The following is an 18,599-nucleotide window of genomic DNA, read 5'->3' on the forward strand; positions in this document are numbered from 1 at the left end:
ATAGGAGTTTTTTATGCTGGTAAAAATTGAGCATCTGTATAAATATTTTAACGGCGAGCCGCTGCTGAAAGACATCAACCTCGTGATCGAAGACCACGAAGCTGTGGGACTTATCGGTGTCAACGGGTGCGGTAAGTCCACGCTGCTGAACATACTTATGGGCGATCTGGGCTATGACAAGACCGATGACGGTCTGGGTTCGGTGGAAGTTTCATCGAACTGCACCATCGGTTTTCTGCGGCAGAACAGCGGTCTGGAGAGCAGTTCGACCATTGACGAGGAACTGCACAAGGCTTTCGACAAGCTGATAACCGCACGAAAGCGAATGGACGAACTTGAACAGCAGATGACACATCTGACGGGGGCTGAACTGGAAGTGGTCAGCGGTGAGTATGCCGAACTTTCGGCATATTTTGAAGCGAATGACGGTTACCGCATCGATGTCAACATCAGCCGCATCTTAAACGGTATGGGCTTTGGCGATGTGCCGCGTGACAGGGTGATATCATCGCTTTCGGGCGGCGAGAAGACACGTCTGGCGCTGGCAAAGCTGCTGCTTGAATGCCCCGACCTGCTGATACTGGACGAGCCGACAAACCATCTTGACTTCACGACACTGATGTGGCTGGAAGATTATCTCAAAAGCTACAAGGGTTCGATACTGATAGTTTCGCACGACAGGTACTTCCTGAACAAGGTATGTTCGCGCATATGTGAGATAGAACAGGGGCGGCTGACCTCCTACAAGGGCGGGTATTCCGCTTATGTGGTGCAGAAAAAGCACAACGCGGAGCGTCAGCTGAAAGAGTGGGAGGCTCAGCAGGAGGAGATAAAGAAGCTGGAGGATTACATCGTTCGCAACAAGACGAGGGCTTCCACTGCGAAGATGGCGAAATCGCGTCAGCATATGCTGGACAGGATAGAGCGCATCGACAAGCCGCTGATGTTTACCAGACCGCCGAAGATAAAGCTGGAATACGACATCGAGCCGACTAAGGACATAGTTAAGGTGATAGACTGCCCGCTGGTCGTGGGTGAGGGCGAGAGCAGAAAGACGCTGATAAACAGCCTTGACATGCACATCAGGCGGGGTGAGCATGCCGCCATAATCGGGGCGAACGGCATCGGCAAGACCTCGATACTCAAGCTGATACAGGGCATTATCCCGCACGAGCGCGGCAATATAGTGTGGGGCGGGAATGTTAAGATATCCTACTTTGAGCAGGAGCACAACATACTGCACATGGGCAGCACTGTCATAGATGAACTGACAGACCGTTTTCCGAGCATGACACCTGCTGAGGCGCGAAAGGCTCTGGGGGCGGTACTGCTGACGGGTGAGGACGTTTTCAAGCCTGTTTCGGTACTGAGCGGCGGCGAGCGTGCGAAGCTGTGCTTTGCAATAATGGCGAACACGCGCGGCAACGTGCTTATCCTTGATGAGCCGACAAACCATCTCGACCTGAACACGAAAGAAGTTCTGGAAGATGTGCTGGCTGAGTTTGAGGGGACTATCATACTGGTATCACATGACCGATACCTGATAAACAAGGTGGCTGACCGCATAATTGAGGTCAAGGCTGATGAAGTCAACTGTTATGAGGGCAACTTTGATGCTTACGCGGAAGCTGTCAGTGCGGCGGGCGCGAAAGCGGCAGAGCAGGCGGCAGAACAGCGCCGCATTCAGGCTGAGCAGGACAAGCGTGAGCAGAAAGCCATAAGTTACCGAAGCAAGGAACAGCGCGCTCTTGATGCGAAGCGCCGCGCGAGGGTCAGGGAGTTGGAAGGACTTATCGAGCAGGCTGAGGTGGACATTTTCAACCTTGAAAACGAGATAGCAGACCCCGAAGTGGCGGCGAATTACGGTCTGATGACCGAGAAGTGCAATCTGCTGGAAGCAAAGCGCACCGAACTTGACGAGATGATGGACGAATGGGCGGAACTTTCGGAGTAATTCACAATTCATAATTGTTGGCATGGTCGGAAGAATTGTGTGCTGACAATAAAAAAGCACCTGTTCCCTGAAATTGGGGACGGGTGCTTTGTTTGCTTATTGCGGTCCTGTTATCTTTCGCGCGAAACAGTGTCAGGCGTGTTGCGGCGGGATAGCAAAATTATGCTTTAAGCCTGCTTTTCGAGAAGTTCGATGAGATCGCGCTTTGATATCGGGCGGGAGAAGAGGTAGCCTTGTGCGTAATCTACGCCCATATCGCGGAGTATTTGCAGTTGGTATTCGGTCTCTACGCCCTCAACAAGTATCTTGCGGCGCATCTGTCTTATCATGCGCACGCTGCTGTCGAGTATTATCTGACCGAGCTGACCTTTTTCGGCGCTCCACAGAATGCTTTTATCGATCTTTACGATATCGAAATCCAGCCTGAATATCGACTGCATATTTGAGTAGCCTGTGCCGTAGTCGTCCATTGAGAATTTGAAGCCTTGTTTTTTAAGGGTGCGAACCACCCTGCTGAGGGTGATGTAGTCGCTGGCGGCTATGGACTCGGTTATCTCGAAATTTATCATGTGTTTGTCGATGCCGTACTCTTCGACTATGTCTGCGATGTGGTCGGCAAAATTCGGCTGCATGCACTGGAGCACCGAAAGATTCACATTGATGCAGTCCATGCCGTATTTCTTCGGCACACCGCTCCTGATAAAGTCGCAGACCTCGCGCAGTACGTAGTCATCGACCTCATCGATAAGACCTATCTGTTCAGCGATGGGTATGAATTCATCGGGGAAGAGGTTGCCAAGTTCGGGGGCGTGCAGGCGTATCAGGGCTTCTGCGCCATGCAGACGTTTTTCCTGCACGTAGTAAGTGGGCTGATAGAATACCTCAAAGAAGTGTTCGCTCAGTCCTTTTGTCACGGCGCTTTCGACAGCGGCGCGGCGAAGCAGGTAGTCAAGGTCTGAGCCTGTGAGGATATTCTTATCCAGCTTTTTGGGAACAGGGCTGTCAGCCATGTAAAGGGCATCGTTAACAGTATGTATACGTTCGGGGACATCTGCCGCCATCAGCATGACTTTCAGCGGAAATTCGTTATCGCCTATCCTCCAGGGCTGTTCAAATCGCTCGGAGATGGTGCCTGCCAGCCAGACAGCTTTTTGCTCATCGCTGTCCATAAGGGTGACCATGAAAGTATCGGGGCTGGTGCTGTAGACATAATATCGCGGCACCAGTGTACGCAGGTATTCAGCCACCAGTTTTGAAAGTGCATCGGTATTATCCGAACCTGTGGCGCGTTTGATTATCTCGGTGTTGGTTATCTTAACGCACAGCAGGTAGAGGTTTCTGCCGCTGACGATATAGGTATTCATATCAGCGGTGAGGGCGCGGCGGTTATAGATGCCCATGCCTGCATCGATTCGGTCGTCCTCTATCTCAATGGATATCATAACGCCCAGCATGGCGACTATCTCGCTGAGAAGTTCTGTTCTGAGGTCATAGTTATAAAGCTGAACGCTCAGACCTATCAGCACGATGAAGAAGAAGTATATGAGCGCGGTGCGGCGCTTTGTATTCAGCGCCCTCCACGAGAACATCAGCATGAATACCGCCATCATCATATAAAGCCCCGCTTCGGCGTATATCAGCATAAGTCCCCAGTTGCGGTGGTATTCCATATTGCGGTCATAGTAGTAGACCAGCTTGGTAGCGGGATTGAAGACCACCATCAACTCAAATATCAGTGCAGGTATGAAGCTGATGATATAGCGTTTTCGCTTGCCGCTGAGGTTCGCACCGCAGACTGACAGCACGTACAGGTAGAACATCGGTGAGATGAGTGCATGTATCAGAAAATAGGTGAAATGCCCGAACCTGACTGCAAGGGCGGCGTTTGATGAAACGGCGCAGTAGGGTGTAGCGACTGCGGCGATTATCTCCGAGATACAGTTGCAGACCACCATTATCAGCAATGCAAGATATATCTTGTTCTGCTGTTTGTCGGTACGGCGGTTGAGAATTGTGAACAGTATGCCCGTGATACCGATGAGTATCGACGAGGCGTACATGACAACTTTGAATTGAGTGGTAAAAGGCATTTTTTCCCTCCTTTATTTTAGAAAAAAAGAGTAATTTGTTATAAAAATTATAACACAATTACATTAAAAATGCAACAAGTAAAGCCTATCATTGTGCATAATAAATAGTAATTTGCCGTCCGATTTAGTGATTTGATAGAAATAGCAAAGCGCACCTCTTGCGGGGTGCGCTTTGCTGTTATTTTTTGCCCAGCGGGAATATCCTGTCTTCGCAGACAGTCATCATTTTTTCAATGGCGGGCTGGATATCGAGCCAGAGTCCGCAGCCGTCGTCCGAACCGCTGGATTTCCATGCGAAAACGCCCTGATAGCCGTTGTTATAGGCAGTTTCGTAGACGTTCGAGATATCGTAGCCGTCCTTGCCCTTAGCGGGGAGTTCACCGATAACGGTGGGTTTGGAAGTTTCAAGCCCGAATTCTTCGGGGGTGTTTTCGTAGATAGTGCCCCAGTTGGGTATCATCCAGTCATACCAGTGGGTAGACCAGAAATCAACATAGGCGAGGGAACTGTCATATTTGCCGATATCAAGGCTTTGCAGTTCTTCATCGGATATCTTGTTGCCGTTCTGCTTATCGGAGTTATACTTTATCATGCCCATGCCGACGGTGACCAGCACATCGGAATTTGCGTGTATGGCAGAGCAAGCCTTTGCGTAATACTGTTCCAGCGACAGCCAGTCCAGCTTGCCGCACTCGGAGTTTTCGATTATCCAGTCAGGTTCATTGCAGAGGTCTACCGACCAGAGGTAGTCGCAGGCATCATAGCGCTTCACCAGCGGGACTATGTAGTTATCCACATATTCATCGGTGTGTTCGGTGGACTGTATAAGTGTGCGCCAAGCCTCGTAATTCTGGTTGGTGTCCTTGAAGTGGTCAAATGACTGCACTGTTGCCATCACGTATATCTGATAGTTTTCAGCCAGCATGAACAGGCTGTCGAGGTCTTCCCAGTGGGCAGTGGTAGCGCCCTCAAAAGTGCCGTCGGGGGATATCATCATGCCCACATCGCCGTTACAGCTTATCCAGATACGGCAGGCGTTTACGCCCGCATTGTGGAGCTTCTCAAAATGTTCCTGCCAGAAAGAGAAGTTGAAGCCGCCTCCGAAGTCGTTCCACTTATCCCACGGAGTATTTACGCCGTTGAACCAAAGTTCCTTGCCGCCGACCATGAACTTGTCGCCCGATACAGTGACCTTCGCGGAGCCGTCACAGGAAGTTTCAAAGGGTTTTGACAGAACATCTTCGCTGCCTGAGTTTTCGGTGGTTTCAGCACTTGACTGTTCTTTCTTTTCGGAAGCCGATGAATTATTGTCGGCTGTTTTTTTGTTTTCTTCCTCTTTTTTGCCGCCGCAGGCTGACATACCGACAGTCAGCACAGCCGCGCAGAGGATAGCCATCAACTTGTTTGTTTTCATTTTTTACCATTCCCTTCATTTATCATGGTTTACCCATATATCCGACCCTTGCCCTGTGCAAGCGGGCGAGGGGTTCATCGGTCGTTCTGCCACTCCTGATTCCAGTTTTTCTTGTCGCGTTCGACATCCAGCTTAAGGCGCATCTGAGTGATCTTATCGTCCAGCTTTTTTACCAGCTTTTGTACATCGTCAGCGTTATAGCCGTTCGTGCGGGCGGCACGCAGGCGTGTTTTACGGTATGGTTCGGGCTTGGTGAACTCCTTGTTCCAGCTTTTGAGCTGCCAACATTCTTCGAGGGCTTTCAGTTCAGCCATCATATTTGAAAGCAGAGTCAGAACATCTTTTATCTCGTAGCCACAGCCGTGAACCTCGCGGAGATCGCTGACTTCCGCAGGTAGATCTTTGATACTGTACATATGCGCACCCCTTTCATTAACTGATATATTCTGCGAACTTTCGGGCGGCAGACCGCCTCAGTTAAATTATAGCACAGCAGTTATTTTTTTGCAATAGGACGGTATATATTTTGATGATTTAACTATTTTTGCGGGAGTGCGGCGGAGGTCATTTTCGGGGGGATATTTCTGATAATATCTTTTGAATTATTTACATTTGCATGTCGTTTCTTTGGATAGGGTGACTATTTTTTAGGAGTGCGATTTAGTTGAACTTCTGTTTTTTCATTTATTTTAGACATATTTTATTAAAAGTTGTACAAAAACGTACAACTTTTGGGGTCAAAAAGGGTGTTAGTGAAAGGACTTTTGCGAGAAGCGAAAACGCAAAGTTCTCTTCACAGAAAAAAGAATGGAGTGATGTGACATGAAGATCTCACCGAAGACATTTGCAAAGATGTTCGTGAGGACGCGAAACGGTTCGGAAACGGCGGTGAGGCTTGGGGCTGAACCCGCTGAGGCGAAGCAGATAGAAGCCGACCTGCTGGCGAGTGCGGCTGTCAAGCGGGAGATAAACAAGCTGGACAGCGAGGACACACAGACCCTCTGCTATGTGAAGACAGGACTTTCGCGGCTGGCGTTCGGCAGTATAAACGAGGCGGCGGCGCTGGTATTTGCGGAGGAACTGACGAGGGAAGAAGTGCTGAGGGCAGACCTTTTCAATGTGGCTGAGATAAAGCGCGTCAAAGGCGGGGGAGTCGAGATGAAGTTCTTTGACAGGCAGAAAGCCCTTGAAAAGCTGGTGGAACTTGACCCTGAACTTAAGGAAGTTTCGGCGGCGCAGGAATTTCTGGACGCGGTGTACAGCGGTTCGCAGGAGATAAGCGATGTGGCTGAAAAAACGGGCGGTGAGCGCGATGGCTGATGAAAAGCGAGGCGGGCTGACCTTTTCGGAGAAGCAGAAATTCCTCTTCCGCTGGTGGAGCAACGCGAAATATCGCGGGTATGACGGCATCATCTGTGACGGGGCGGTGAGGTCGGGCAAGACAAGCTGTATGGCGCTGAGTTTTCTGATGTGGTCGATGGGGCGGTTCGACAAGAGAAATTTCGGGCTGTGCGGCAAGACGATAGTCAGCCTGCGGAGAAATCTGCTGACCGAACTGCTGAAATGGGCTGAAAAGCTGGGTTTCACGGTGACGGAGAACCTCTCGAAAAACTACATGGACGTGGACTTCGGCGGTCGGCGCAACAGGTACTATCTGTTCGGCGGCAAGGACGAAGGTTCTGCATCGCTGATACAGGGCGTGACTCTGGCGGGGGTGCTGATGGACGAAACGGCGCTGATGCCGCGAAGTTTCGTGGAACAGGCGGTAGCGAGATGCTCGGTGACGGGTTCAAAACTGTGGTTCAACTGCAACCCCGACAATCCTTACCACTGGTTCAAGCGGGAATGGATAGACAAGGCGGACAGCAAAAATCTGCTGTATGTACACTTTGAACTGAGCGACAACCCATCGCTTAGCGAGGCTGTGATAAAGCGGTATGAAAGGCTTTACACAGGGGCGTTCTACGAGAGGTTCGTGAGGGGCAGGTGGAGTGCGGCTGAGGGGCTTGTTTACCCGATGTTTGACGAGCGCAAGTATGTCTGCGGGGAACTTCCGCAGGACTGCGGGAGGTTTGTGGTGAGTTGTGACTACGGCACAGTCAACCCGAGCAGTTTCGGACTGTGGGGGCAGAGCGGCGGCATATGGTACAGGCTGGCTGAATACTACTACGACTCGGCAAGAGAGGGGAGCAGGCGCACCGATGAAGAGCATTACGCCGCCCTTGAAGAGCTGGCAGGCGGCAGAGAGATAAGCTATGTGGTATGCGACCCATCGGCGGCATCGTTCATACAGTGCATAAAGCGACACGGCAAGTTTCGGGTGATACAGGCGAAGAACGATGTGATATCGGGCATACGCCGCACGCAGGACTTCATACGCGGCGGCGGTCTGAGGATAGGTGCTGATTGCACCGACATACTGCGGGAGTTCACCCTTTACCGCTGGGACGAGGGGGCAGGCAGGGATTGCCCTGTGAAAGAGTTCGACCATGCGATGGACGACATGCGGTATTTCGTATGTTCGCTGGAGGACGGCGGCGGAGAAGTCGGGTTTGCGGCAATATCGGTCTGAAAAAGCTGTGGGCGGTCGGGCGGGAAGTGCAGAAGAAAGTGAGGAGCAGAAAAAAGTGAAAGGAGTGGTTTTTGATTGAGATTATTCGGACGAAAGGAAACGGAAGAGAAGTCCTATGAGCGGCAGTGTTTTTCGGCTGAGTCGGGGGACGGCATGTTCAGGCTGGCGGCAGATGACACGGCGCTTGAGGGCGGCATTTACGACAGTCTGAGGGCGACGGTGCCTGTCATAGACGCATGTTTCGGCAAGATAATCAGGCTGGTTGGGGATTTCAAGGTCAGACCCCGCGATGAAAGGTTCAGCGAAGAATTTGACAAGTTCTGTGATGAAGTGACGGTGGGGGTATCGGGCAGGTCGCTGAATACTTTTGCCGACATGTATCTTGACAGTCTGCTGACCTACGGCAGGGCTGTGGGCAGGATAGTCGCTGACAAGGAAACGCAGACAGTTCGGGGGCTGGTGGTAGGTGACAGCAGTCTGTTCCGCGTAAGGCAGGGGAGAGGTGAACTTGACAGGGAGTTCTTCTTTTACGGCAACGGCAGAGAGATAAAGATAGCTGAGCCTGACAAACTGCTGTACACGGCGCTGAACCCAAGTCCCAAGCACCCTGACGGCGTATCGATACTGAGGGGACTGCCTGCCATGAGTCAGGTGTTGATGCGCATATACCAGTGCATCGGGCAGAACTTTGACAGGGTGGGAAATGTCAGATATGCGGTGACTTACAAGCCTTCGGAGGACGGCACTGACAAGAGATTTGCGCGTGAGCGTGCGCAGGAGATAGCATCGGCGTGGGCTGACGGTATGCAGAGTGCGCGAAACGGCATCGTGAAGGACTTCATAACGGTGGGCGATGTGGACATTAAGGTGATAGGCGCGGAAAATCAGCTTATCGACACGGAAGTACCGGTCAGACAGATACTTGAACAGCTGATAGCGAAGCTGTCGGTGCCGCCGTTCCTGCTGGGGCTGAACTGGTCTACCACCGAGCGCATGAGCAGTCAGCAGGCGGACATACTGACCAGCGAACTGGAGTATTACAGGCGTCTGCTGGAACCTGTGATAAGGGATATCTGCTGTGTGTTCTTAAGAAGCTGCGGCACAGAATGCGGTGTCGATGTGGAATGGGGGAACATCAACTTGCAGGACGAGGAAGCGCTGGCGAGGTCGCGGCTGTACAATGCGCAGGCGAAAAAGCTGGAACTTGAAAACGAAGAAAAAGAGAAAGGGAGGAACACTGATTGAGCGAGAAGAAAGTCATTACAGCGGAAGTGCTGGAGAAGATAAACGTACACTCGGTAAAGGCGCTGACAGCGGAACAGGTATACTGTTTCAGCGTACTGCTGTGTGACAACGACATCGACCGCGACAACGAGAGATTCTCGGAGGAGGCGCTGGGTGTGCTGGCGAAGCTGTTCGTAGGCAGGACAGGAATATTCGACCACGACTGCAAGAGCAGCGGTCAGACGGCGAGGATCTATGACACGGAAGTAGTATCTCACCCTGACAGGAAGACGGCTGACGGCAGAGAATACAAGGCGCTTATGGGTCACGCCTACATGGTGAGGACAGATGACAACAAGTCGCTGATAGCGGAGATCGACGGCGGCATCAAGAAAGAGGTGTCGGTGGGCTGTTCGGTGAAGAAGCGGGTATGTTCGGTATGCGGCGCTGATGCTTCAAAGGGTGGCTGTGCCCATGTAAAGGGGCGGTATTATGGCGGGAAACTCTGTTATGTGACACTTGAAGAGCCTGTGGACGCATACGAGTGGAGTTTTGTAGCGGTGCCTGCCCAGAGAGCGGCTGGTGTCACTAAGGTATACAGTGAGCGCGGCGATAACGGCGAACTTGAAAAGCTGAGGGGCTTGCAGGAGAGGTTCTGCGAAGAACTGAGGTCTGACATAATCAGGCTGAAAGGCTTTGTAGGCGGAGAAGTCAGCGATGACAGCGAACTTGATGTTTTCGGGCTGATGGAACTCAAGAAGAAGCTGGAGCGCCGTCTGAGAGAGGAAGCGGCTTGCGGCGGAAGTGTCGGGGTGCTTACCGAAGACAGCGGAGGTATGGAAATGTTCAAGGTCTGACGGGTTTGGTCGGCTGACAGTCAGGGACAAAAAAGTTGGTGGGCGGGTGGGTGGGGCGCAGGGGAAGAGGGGAATGTCAACGGGGACAGCAGTTCGGCTGAATGAGCACAAAGCCGTGTTGCTGCACAGGCAGCGTCCCCGATGGTAAACGCCGAAAAAGCACCATGCCGACAGCGGGACTGATGGTCTTATGGGGCATAGAGCGGCTTATGGCGCGATAAAGCGGCAAAAAAGAAGATGGGCGCACTGCAAAGTCTGCTGCTGCGGTGCGCTTATGAAGAAAATTGCGGCAGAGAATTACGGAGGTTTATATGTACGATAATATCAGACTTGACAAGGCAATGTACAACATCACAGGCAAGAGTTTCACACAGGCGCTCACCGAACTTGACCCCGATGAGGGCTACAAGGACACTGAACTGAGAGGTCTGGACGCTTTTGAAAGACAGCTGAAGCGTTTCGGCATAAAGGTCAGCGGCGCTGACAGTGACAGGGTAGAGAAGTTCTTCGTTACTGCACAGTCGGCAGTACTCTTCCCTGAGTATGTCAGAAGAATGATAAAGAAAGGTATCGAGCAGACCTGCATATCTGATGTGGTTTGCGGTGCGGTATCAAAGACTGACGGTGTGGACTACAGAGGTTTTTCTGTGACGAGTACAGCGATAGTCACTGTTGACGAGGGCGATGACCTGCCTGAAACTACTGTGAAGCTGAGTTCTTCCGCGAAGAGCCTGAAAAAGTTCTCGAAGCTGCTCAGCTGTTCTTACGAATCGGTGAGAAGACAGCGCCTTGAAGCATTCGGCATCATGCTCAAGGAGATAGGTGCACAGGTCGGCAGAGGCATAAATTCTTACATGTGCCTTGAACTGGCGCTGGGTGTAACACCTTCTTCGATATCGGGTCAGACCATAACCTATGCAGACCTTGCGGCATTCTGGAGCAGCATGTCTGCCCATGATATGGATGTTATGGTATGCCACCCCGCTGTTATGGCGCAGATACTCGCTCTGCCTGAGATGAAGTTCTGTGTCAGCGACTACATGAAGAACGGCAGGATAAAGACACCCTACGGTGTGACTCTGGTGAAGTGTGCGCAGATAGGCACTTCTAAGATACTGGGTGTTGACAGCACTGTGGCGGCAGAACTGGTGCTGGGCAGTGATGTCATGGTGGATACTGACAGGCTTATCACTAACCAGATGAATGAGGTCAGCTGTAGTGTACTGCTGGGTGTTTCAAAGGTCATACCCGATGCTGTGGCAGTACTGACTGTCTGACAGCGAATGATAGGGGCGGCAGAGCGCCGCTCCTGCCCTGCGGGGCATGGAAAGGGGAGATAAGGTGAACAGTTTAGGATTTGAGAGAGTGCTGCTGATATTCCAGCAGTTGAGCGGCTGCAAAGCTGACAGGATAAATGAGGTCACACCGTTGGTGATGTCTGCGATGAAGTCGCTGGAAAGGGAGATAGATCATGCAAAGCTGACTGAGGCGGCGGTGCCTGCCTGCGAGTATGCGGCAGCTTGTTCGGCGGTGTATGACTACATCTGCCGTGAGGCGAGCCGCGAGCAGATGGCTGTGACGGCGGGCGGTGCTGCCGACAACAGCGGGGACTTCACCCACAGAATAAAGGGCGCGGCTGAACTGAAAAGGGAAGCTGTGCGCAGGATAGAGTGGCTTATGCCCAATAACGAATTTTTCTTTGAAACGATGTGAGGTGGTAAAATGGCGTATGTTGAGCAGGACAGCCTTGACCTGAACAGGTTGAAAGCGATGGTGAAAACGGCGCTGGAAGATGCGGGCTTTGCGGCTTTTGAAGAGTACACCGACTTTGAGAGCAGGGGAGTCGAGAGCTGCCTTGCTGTATGGGCGGTGAGCGGGCTGAATATCGAGCAGGCAGGTCACAGGGTCATAAACAGCAGCGGCGCTTTCAGGGGAGAGATAGGCTTTCAGCTGAAACTGATGGGGCATTACGGTAACTTTGATGACTATGCTGAGTTCGATGACAGGTGCTTTACTTTATGTGCCGCTCTTGCGTGCCTGAGAAGCTGCGGCAGGTGCGGAGTTAAGCTGGGTGCTGCCCGAAGTGACATGCAGCAGCGAAGGATAACAAGGTATGCTGAGGTGGTATTCAGGGTTTGCATGAAAGAAGAGTGAGCATTTTCGGGGAAAGCAGCAGAAAGGAGGAATGCAGATGGCGCTCAGACTGTGTGCGGAGGTGAACCACTCCATAGTTTCGGGGAACAGGGTCATATTTCCTGAAACGCTGAATTTTCTGAGAAAGGACACCTGCTATGAGATAGAGATGGTCGGCGGGGGCATAGACCTTAGGACAAACGGCTCGAAGGGTCTGGAGATAATAGCTGTTGGCAGGTACATCGCTGATGAAAAGGCTTACCTGCTGGCGTTCATAAAAAACTTCGAGTCAGATGCGCAGAGCGTTACAGCGGACGCGACCGATTACGGCAGAATGATACTGCTGGAAGGCACGCTTACTGAAAAGTCGGGCGATGTGGGCGGTACGTTCAGGCTGCGGTTCGGCGGATATGAATTGTAAACGGAGGTGATGTGATGGTATGTCAGCTTTGGCTGCTTATAAAGAGAAACGGCAGCGAACAGATGGAGATAATGGAGAACTGCCTTGAATTCGGGTATGAAAAGGCGCTGTATGTGCCGTACACTCAGTTTTACGGAACGTTTTACGCAGACGGCAGTCCGTCTTTCACGGCGGGAGAGGTAATAAAGATAACGGCGGCTATTGATGCTGTGCCGTTCCACATGGGACTGCCCGATGAGGTCAGCATAGTAAGGAGCGGCAGTGGTTACCGCGTGCGGGTGAAGTCGCGCAGCTACACGCTTTTGCTGGCACAGAACCAGCCTTATCCGCGAATAAACAGCAATGTCACGCTGAAAAGCCTGTGTCAGGCAAATCTTACCTGCCCTGAGATAAGCTATGAAGACCCCACGCCGACAGTGGGGAACATCTATGTCAACGAGGGTTCGACTGTGTGGGAGGCGGCTGTGGCTTACTGCATAAAAGCCAGCGGCAACTATCCGTTTATAAGCGGTAATAATATCGTGAGAATGACGGTCGGCAATTCGAGGGTCATCGACTACTCGGACGAACTGATAACAGCGCAGACAAGCAGTCTTTCGACAGATGCGGTGCTTTCGGATGTATACATGAAAGAGCTGGGGGACACATATCCCTTTGAAGCGCATGACAGTTCGGCGGCAGATATGGGAATAGTCAGGGCGAGGTACTATCCCCTTGACATGCAGTGGCTCTATGACCCGCAGGTAGGTCTTCAGCACAAGCTGGACTATTCCAACAAAGCTGTCAGGACAGTTGGCGTGACATATGCGGGCTGGAAGATGGAAGAACTTATGGATAAGGTACGCGGCGGCGGTGAGATATCGGGCAGGCGGATAAACCGCATAAAGGTCACGGGAAACAAGCGCGGGATATTCACCGAAGTGACCGCATACCTTGACAGATACGGACAGAGAACGGAGTGATATGATGATAATCAAGATAAGTGAGAACGGCAGAGTGACTCTGCCTGCGGGCAATGTGCTGGGCTATGTGGGCGAACATATGCTGAGGGTGCATAAAGTGATACACCCTCAGGTGGAGAATGCGATGTACACTATGGTGCTGGTATATGATGACGACACCGAAATGACAGTCAACATAAATGACGGTGAGATGGTGATGACCAGCGGTCTGCTGTCTGCTGAGGGTGTTGTTAAAGCGCAGTTCAGGGCTACAAGGAATGCGGGCAGTGTGGTGCATGTACTAAAGTCTGAGGTCTTTACGGTGAAGATAATGCCATCGGCAGATGTCTGAATAACAAAATAGCCGCCTCTTTCCTTTTACAGGAAAGGGGCGGCGTTTTGCCTTATAGCGATCCGCCTTAAAATTCAGACAAGATCCAGTCACAAAACCCATAAATCCCAGCTTTTGCGACTGGATTTTGCGAATTTAAAAAGTTGGATTGCTATAGTTTTTTTGCAGAACCTTAGCTGTTGGTATCAGCCTCATCATCGTCATCATGGTGGTGATGATGGTACTGCATTGCTTCTCTGACGCGGAATATGTGGATTATCTGTGCGAATATGATGAGCACGACACCCAGACCGAAGAGAATGCAGTTTACAAGTATCAGCCTGTCGGTGACACCGTAGATAGCGCCTGTTATGGCGTAATATATGCTTTCGTCCGTAAGGAAAAGACCATCGAAATAGCCTGTATATCGGCAATAGATAGCAGGTATCAGCAGCAGTGCCGAACCAACGAACAAGATAACGCCTATCCAGTAGGGCATATCAAATGGGTGATGCCTGTCGATGTAGTACATTACCGCCAGCAGTGCCAGCAGAACAACGCACGATAGCGCCAGTACACCTTTCATTTTCGGTACTACTTTTCTGCTGATGGAAACTGCGCCGCTCTCGGATAGTTTCTGCGCCATCATGATATCGAAGCAGTTTTCTATTTTAGCTTCGGCATTTTCCAGCGTGTTGTCGATGAAAGAATAATATTCAGCGTCCTTGACTATGTTGTTGGCATCAGAATATTTCTCGATATAATCGGTGACATCATTTTCAAAATCGGTGAAGTCGAACTGTACCTGCGGCTTTACATGGGTATTGCCGAAAACGTAGTCCAGCGAAGTTTTTGTCAGCCGCTTGGCGGTGACTGTTATCGTTGTTTTGTCAAGGCTTTTCATGTAAACGTCCTGCGGGATATCCGTAGGTATAGAATACTGTCTGAAATATGTGGACACCTCGTTATACAGCGCTTCTTCCGCGCCGCTGTCGCTGATAGTCCATACATAGTAATCGGTATTTAAGACCATCGTCTGGCAGAAAATCAGCAGTTGCGTCAGCACCATAAATACTGCGGCGAAGATGGTCAGGATAAGCATTGGTGTATAATGATACAGTCTTTTCATTTCTCAGTCTTGACCTCTTTCCATTCGATGTCTTCCAGCTTGCATATTATGGCGAGTCTGTATTCAGACATACCCAGCTTGCCGTTGTTCCAGCAGGTGTACATGGTCAGGCGGTCGTCATCGGTGGGATATACGTAGGTATAGTCCTTCTCGTGGAACACGACCCTGTCATTGACGATATAGGTGCATTTGCAGTAGACAGTTTCCACCGTTACCACATCGCCTATCTCACACTGGGGCAGGTTGAAAAATTCCCTGTGGTTGTGACCTGCGATGACCACGTTGCCGGGTCTGCCGATGTATACCGAGCCGTTGTACCAGCCTGCGCCGTGTTCAAGCACATCATTTGCAGTGCCGCTGTAGACGGGAATATCCTTCATGTCGGCGGCTTCGCAGTTTATGGTGGCGTAGTAGTCACCGTAATAAGGGTATACGATGGTGTGTTTTTCCTGCTTGCCGTTGACCTCGACCTCTATCTCCTTGATCTGGTCGGGCGCGTCATCGTCCTTGTACTTGTTTAGAGTACGAAGATTTCTGACCTCCATCGGTGTTGCACCGAAAGCGACATCCAGGTACGGCTTGTATTCTTTATAAGGTTTGAACAGTGCAAGCACCGCGATGCAGCACAAAACTATCAATACCAAAAAAGGTGTGAGAACATAAGTGACTGTTCTCAACACCTTAGATGACGAAGTTCCATGCTCATGAGTGTGCCTGCCTTTTTCTTTTGAAGAAACGGCATTACTCATATTGAAACACTCCGATACGCTCTTAAATTAAGCTCTGTTCTTCTTAGCCATTACAACTACGCCAAGACCGGCTGCTGCCAGTGCAACTGCTGCAACAGCTGCTGCAGTGTTGGAAGTTTCGGTCTCGCCTGCACCTGTATCAGCTACGGGCTTGTCGGTCTGGGTGGTAACACCGCTGCCGCCGCTCTTAGAAGAATTAGAACCATCCTTCTTGCTGGAGTTGGAGTTGTTGGAGTCGTTGCCATGAGGATGCTCAGCTGCTACTGCATAGTGAGCCTTGTCGATATTGGTAACGGTTATAGTAACGCCATATCTCTTACCGAGGTTTACCAGGTCATCAGTGATAGCCTTCTTCTCGTCCTCAGTCCAGTTTCTGCCGACCAGTATCTTGTCAGCTTCGGTCAGATCAGCAGGAGCCTTATCAACGACCATCTTAGCGCCGCCCTTGCAGTAAGGTGCAACGTAAGTATCTCTGATATTGTTCAGGTCAGCGATCATCTCATCATACTGAGCGCTGGTGAAGCAATCCTTATGTACCTGCAGGAAGTTATCCAGTTCCTGTACGTTGTTGGACTGAACGCCTGCATCCTTTGCTGCCTGTACAGCATCTTCATAAGTAGTAGCATATGCAGCGATAGACATAGTAGCTGCCATAACTGCTGCTGCTGCGATCGCGGAAATCTTCTTTATCATTTCTTTTTTCCTCCCAAGTCAAAAACGGATTTAGCAGTTGATACACTTCAACTACTTTGACATAAATTATAATACCACAAAACTTAAAGGATTTCAAGTACCTTACAACAACTTTGTTTAATTTGTACAATTCTTTTGGCGAATATGTGCACAATCGAATTTTCGGGGCTGTCCGACATTTGAACATTATCAAACGTCACGCACGAATTGCTCAAAAAAGGTACTAAAATGGTATTTGTTGAACGCTTTTTTGCTGACCGATAATGCTATTGTTCAGGTAAATGCTGGCATTTATCAGGTGTGGTTGAATTGTACAATTCAATATTGACATACGTACATAAACGTTTTCGATACATAGATCTTGCAATATGTCATGTGCAAATTGCTCATATAGTAAAGCAGAATGGCGCTGCGGGTATCCCGTTTTTGCCGAACACGGTCACTTCGCCGTAGTTTACCCACTGGTATCTGACTGCTTTGGGCTGCGGGACTTTTTCTGAGTGTATAAGGGCTTTCCTTCCGCCGAGTGAAGCCTCTGCGGGGTAGAAGATGCCGTCTTCGCCTGCTATCTCGAAGCCTGTTATATCGCCCTTCACCCTGAAACCGTCATCGGCATACAGGAAGCTGACCTCAGCTCTGCCTTTTTTGAAAATGCAGCGGTCGGCTATGGGACCGAATGCGCTGACATTTATGCCGTAGACCAGCTTTTCAGCCTGCAAACAGAGCCTTTCGCCCACAGGCAGCTTGTCTTTCGGGTGTATCTCATTGAACTCGCCGCAGTCGAGTATAACTGCGATGCCCGTGTTTCTGACGGTGCGCCAGGTCTTCATCTGTGCATCACGTATCTTGCACCAGTGCTTGTAGTCGGGGTCGGCAGCGTACTTGAACATGGGCAGCTGCACCATTATAAATGGCAGTGTGTCATCGCCCCAGACGCTTCTCCACTTGCCTATAAGCGAGGTAAGCAGTCGGTAATAGCTGTCGGGCTTGTGGTCATCGGACTCTCCCTGATAGTAGAGAAAACCCTGTATCGTGTAGGGGCAGACCCGCATTACCATATTCTCGAACATGTTGGTGGGTCTGAATGGGTTGAACTCGTTAAGCGGACCCGGCCACTGATTTTTGCCAAGACGCTTCTCTATCTCGCTCCACTGTATATCAGGTTCTTCTTTCATCAGCTGAGCCGATTTCTCGTTCCACTCGTCATTTGCCTTGACATAGGCATCATATTCGGCTTTCTGTTCGTCAAGGGATTTGCCCGCTATCTTCGCATCATATTCCTCTATATAGGAACTTATCTGCTTGTCGTTTGCAAGAGTTTCCCTGTCTACCCAGCAGCTTGCGGAAGTTCCGCCCCAGTTGCAGCCTATCAGCCCGACAGTCACACCCAGTTCCTTAGCCAGCTTCATGCCAAAGTGGAAGCCCACAGCGCTCCAAGCCTTTGAACTTTCGCTCCCCGCCCTTGACCAGCCGCTGTTTGCGCCCATCTTCTCGGCTTCTTCGGCGGTGGCGACTTTCGGAGTGTAGTAGTATCTGACGGGTGTTTCCTCAGTCAGTTCTGCTAAATATTTAGCGCCGTCTTTTGCGTTCTGCAATTCAAGTTCCATATTGGACTGACCGCCCAGAAACCATACTTCGCCCACTGCCACATCGGTGAAAGTCACGGTATTCGTGCCGTCTGTCACGGTGAGGGTAAGACCCTCTGCGGCGGACATGGGGGGCAGTACACAGCGCCACTTGCCGTCTTTGACGGTACAGGTCGCTTTGTACGCGCCTATCTCCGCAGTTATTACAGTGCCGTCATCGCCCTTACCGAAGATATTTACAGCCTTGCCGCGCTGCAAGACCATTCTGTCTGAAAACATCTGTGAACATGAAAACATTTTTAACTCCTCCAAACAGTACCCATTTTATCCATATTAATTTATCAGCCAAAGTATCAGCTTGACGATCAGATATATCGCCTGATACAGCACCTATAGCGATCCAACTATTTAAATTCACAAAAACTAGTCGCAAAAGCTCGGATCTATGGATTTTGTCTGAATTTTAAGGCAGATTGCTATAGTACAAGCTAACAGCAGTCACAAA

Annotated in this window: 18 protein-coding genes; 11 read left to right on the plus strand and 7 right to left on the minus strand. The window is 50.6% G+C overall.

Annotated elements, in window-relative coordinates; translation table 11 throughout:
- Nucleotides 1-13: 13 nt before the first annotated feature.
- Nucleotides 14-1,954: an ABC-F family ATP-binding cassette domain-containing protein gene (locus CUS_RS16770; protein WP_002852789.1), complete on the plus strand. Its 1,941-nt coding sequence runs from the start codon at nt 14-16 to the stop codon at nt 1,952-1,954.
- Nucleotides 1,955-2,121: 167 nt separating this feature from the next.
- On the opposite strand, the gene CUS_RS16775 is transcribed toward CUS_RS16770, so the two are convergent.
- The 3 genes from CUS_RS16775 to CUS_RS16785 form a co-directional block, all read right to left on the minus strand.
- A complete protein-coding gene (locus CUS_RS16775; protein ID WP_002853063.1) occupies nt 2,122-4,044 on the minus strand; it encodes an EAL domain-containing protein in 1,923 nt (640 codons plus the stop codon).
- Between the two features lie 178 nt (nt 4,045-4,222).
- Entirely contained in the window at nt 4,223-5,458 is a 1,236-nt protein-coding gene (locus CUS_RS16780) for a cellulase (glycosyl hydrolase family 5) (protein WP_100084616.1), read from the minus strand.
- Between the two features lie 74 nt (nt 5,459-5,532).
- On the minus strand, nt 5,533-5,874 hold the full coding sequence (locus CUS_RS16785; protein ID WP_002853087.1) for a hypothetical protein: 342 nt from the start codon (nt 5,872-5,874) through the stop codon (nt 5,533-5,535).
- Nucleotides 5,875-6,280: 406 nt separating this feature from the next.
- Between CUS_RS16785 and CUS_RS16790 the strand changes: the two genes are divergently transcribed.
- The 10 genes from CUS_RS16790 (at nt 6,281) to CUS_RS16835 (ending at nt 13,958) form a co-directional block, all read left to right on the plus strand.
- Nucleotides 6,281-6,778 (plus strand): terminase small subunit, encoded by a 498-nt coding sequence (locus CUS_RS16790; protein WP_002852851.1) that lies wholly within the window; start codon nt 6,281-6,283, stop codon nt 6,776-6,778.
- Nucleotides 6,741-8,030 carry a PBSX family phage terminase large subunit gene (locus tag CUS_RS16795; RefSeq protein WP_227945305.1) on the plus strand — a complete coding sequence of 430 codons (1,290 nt, stop codon included), beginning with the start codon at nt 6,741-6,743 and terminating at the stop codon, nt 8,028-8,030. The genes CUS_RS16790 and CUS_RS16795 overlap by 38 nt, the downstream gene beginning before the upstream one ends.
- Nucleotides 8,031-8,105: 75 nt before the next feature.
- Nucleotides 8,106-9,275: a hypothetical protein gene (locus CUS_RS16800; RefSeq protein ID WP_002852741.1), complete on the plus strand. Its 1,170-nt coding sequence runs from the start codon at nt 8,106-8,108 to the stop codon at nt 9,273-9,275.
- Nucleotides 9,272-10,111 carry a hypothetical protein gene (locus tag CUS_RS16805; protein WP_002852882.1) on the plus strand — a complete coding sequence of 280 codons (840 nt, stop codon included), beginning with the start codon at nt 9,272-9,274 and terminating at the stop codon, nt 10,109-10,111. Before CUS_RS16800 ends, CUS_RS16805 begins: the two co-directional genes overlap by 4 nt.
- Nucleotides 10,112-10,422: 311 nt before the next feature.
- Entirely contained in the window at nt 10,423-11,388 is a 966-nt protein-coding gene (locus tag CUS_RS16810; protein ID WP_002852906.1) for a hypothetical protein, read from the plus strand.
- Nucleotides 11,389-11,452: 64 nt separating this feature from the next.
- Complete coding sequence (locus CUS_RS16815) at nt 11,453-11,824, plus strand: hypothetical protein (RefSeq protein ID WP_227945306.1); 372 nt, start codon at nt 11,453-11,455, stop codon at nt 11,822-11,824.
- Between the two features lie 9 nt (nt 11,825-11,833).
- Complete coding sequence (locus tag CUS_RS16820; RefSeq protein WP_002853066.1) at nt 11,834-12,265, plus strand: hypothetical protein; 432 nt, start codon at nt 11,834-11,836, stop codon at nt 12,263-12,265.
- A gap of 37 nt (nt 12,266-12,302) precedes the next feature.
- Nucleotides 12,303-12,665 (plus strand): hypothetical protein, encoded by a 363-nt coding sequence (locus CUS_RS16825; protein ID WP_002852889.1) that lies wholly within the window; start codon nt 12,303-12,305, stop codon nt 12,663-12,665.
- 14 nt (nt 12,666-12,679) lie between these two features.
- Entirely contained in the window at nt 12,680-13,627 is a 948-nt protein-coding gene (locus tag CUS_RS16830) for a hypothetical protein (protein WP_002852994.1), read from the plus strand.
- A gap of 4 nt (nt 13,628-13,631) precedes the next feature.
- Nucleotides 13,632-13,958 (plus strand): hypothetical protein, encoded by a 327-nt coding sequence (locus tag CUS_RS16835; RefSeq protein ID WP_002852813.1) that lies wholly within the window; start codon nt 13,632-13,634, stop codon nt 13,956-13,958.
- A gap of 172 nt (nt 13,959-14,130) precedes the next feature.
- Here the strand turns inward: CUS_RS16835 and CUS_RS16840 are convergent, their stop codons facing one another.
- The 4 genes from CUS_RS16840 to CUS_RS16855 form a co-directional block, all read right to left on the minus strand.
- Nucleotides 14,131-15,066: a hypothetical protein gene (locus CUS_RS16840; protein ID WP_002852728.1), complete on the minus strand. Its 936-nt coding sequence runs from the start codon at nt 15,064-15,066 to the stop codon at nt 14,131-14,133.
- Nucleotides 15,063-15,815 carry a class D sortase gene (locus CUS_RS16845; RefSeq protein WP_002853003.1) on the minus strand — a complete coding sequence of 251 codons (753 nt, stop codon included), beginning with the start codon at nt 15,813-15,815 and terminating at the stop codon, nt 15,063-15,065. The genes CUS_RS16840 and CUS_RS16845 overlap by 4 nt, the downstream gene beginning before the upstream one ends.
- Nucleotides 15,816-15,842: 27 nt before the next feature.
- Nucleotides 15,843-16,508 carry a hypothetical protein gene (locus CUS_RS16850; protein WP_002853112.1) on the minus strand — a complete coding sequence of 222 codons (666 nt, stop codon included), beginning with the start codon at nt 16,506-16,508 and terminating at the stop codon, nt 15,843-15,845.
- Nucleotides 16,509-16,894: 386 nt separating this feature from the next.
- Nucleotides 16,895-18,391, minus strand: a complete 1,497-nt coding sequence (locus CUS_RS16855) for a sialate O-acetylesterase (protein WP_002852905.1) — start codon at nt 18,389-18,391, stop codon at nt 16,895-16,897.
- Nucleotides 18,392-18,599 lie beyond the last annotated feature (208 nt).

Origin of the sequence: Hominimerdicola alba 8, from assembly GCF_000178155.2 — a bacterium.
Lineage (GTDB): Bacteria > Bacillota > Clostridia > Oscillospirales > Ruminococcaceae > Hominimerdicola > Hominimerdicola alba_C.

What these genes read in the sequence shown, in the direction of transcription:
- CUS_RS16770 (WP_002852789.1), top strand. Translation starts at nt 14, where the DNA reads ATGCTGGTAAAAATTGAGCATCTGTATAAATATTTTAACGGCGAGCCG.
- CUS_RS16775 (WP_002853063.1), bottom strand. Translation starts at nt 4,044, where the DNA reads ATGCCTTTTACCACTCAATTCAAAGTTGTCATGTACGCCTCGTCGATA.
- CUS_RS16780 (WP_100084616.1), bottom strand. Translation starts at nt 5,458, where the DNA reads ATGAAAACAAACAAGTTGATGGCTATCCTCTGCGCGGCTGTGCTGACT.
- CUS_RS16785 (WP_002853087.1), bottom strand. Translation starts at nt 5,874, where the DNA reads ATGTACAGTATCAAAGATCTACCTGCGGAAGTCAGCGATCTCCGCGAG.
- CUS_RS16790 (WP_002852851.1), top strand. Translation starts at nt 6,281, where the DNA reads ATGAAGATCTCACCGAAGACATTTGCAAAGATGTTCGTGAGGACGCGA.
- CUS_RS16795 (WP_227945305.1), top strand. Translation starts at nt 6,741, where the DNA reads ATGTGGCTGAAAAAACGGGCGGTGAGCGCGATGGCTGATGAAAAGCGA.
- CUS_RS16810 (WP_002852906.1), top strand. Translation starts at nt 10,423, where the DNA reads ATGTACGATAATATCAGACTTGACAAGGCAATGTACAACATCACAGGC.
- CUS_RS16820 (WP_002853066.1), top strand. Translation starts at nt 11,834, where the DNA reads ATGGCGTATGTTGAGCAGGACAGCCTTGACCTGAACAGGTTGAAAGCG.
- CUS_RS16825 (WP_002852889.1), top strand. Translation starts at nt 12,303, where the DNA reads ATGGCGCTCAGACTGTGTGCGGAGGTGAACCACTCCATAGTTTCGGGG.
- CUS_RS16830 (WP_002852994.1), top strand. Translation starts at nt 12,680, where the DNA reads ATGGTATGTCAGCTTTGGCTGCTTATAAAGAGAAACGGCAGCGAACAG.
- CUS_RS16835 (WP_002852813.1), top strand. Translation starts at nt 13,632, where the DNA reads ATGATAATCAAGATAAGTGAGAACGGCAGAGTGACTCTGCCTGCGGGC.
- CUS_RS16840 (WP_002852728.1), bottom strand. Translation starts at nt 15,066, where the DNA reads ATGAAAAGACTGTATCATTATACACCAATGCTTATCCTGACCATCTTC.
- CUS_RS16845 (WP_002853003.1), bottom strand. Translation starts at nt 15,815, where the DNA reads ATGAGTAATGCCGTTTCTTCAAAAGAAAAAGGCAGGCACACTCATGAG.
- CUS_RS16850 (WP_002853112.1), bottom strand. Translation starts at nt 16,508, where the DNA reads ATGATAAAGAAGATTTCCGCGATCGCAGCAGCAGCAGTTATGGCAGCT.
- CUS_RS16855 (WP_002852905.1), bottom strand. Translation starts at nt 18,391, where the DNA reads ATGTTTTCATGTTCACAGATGTTTTCAGACAGAATGGTCTTGCAGCGC.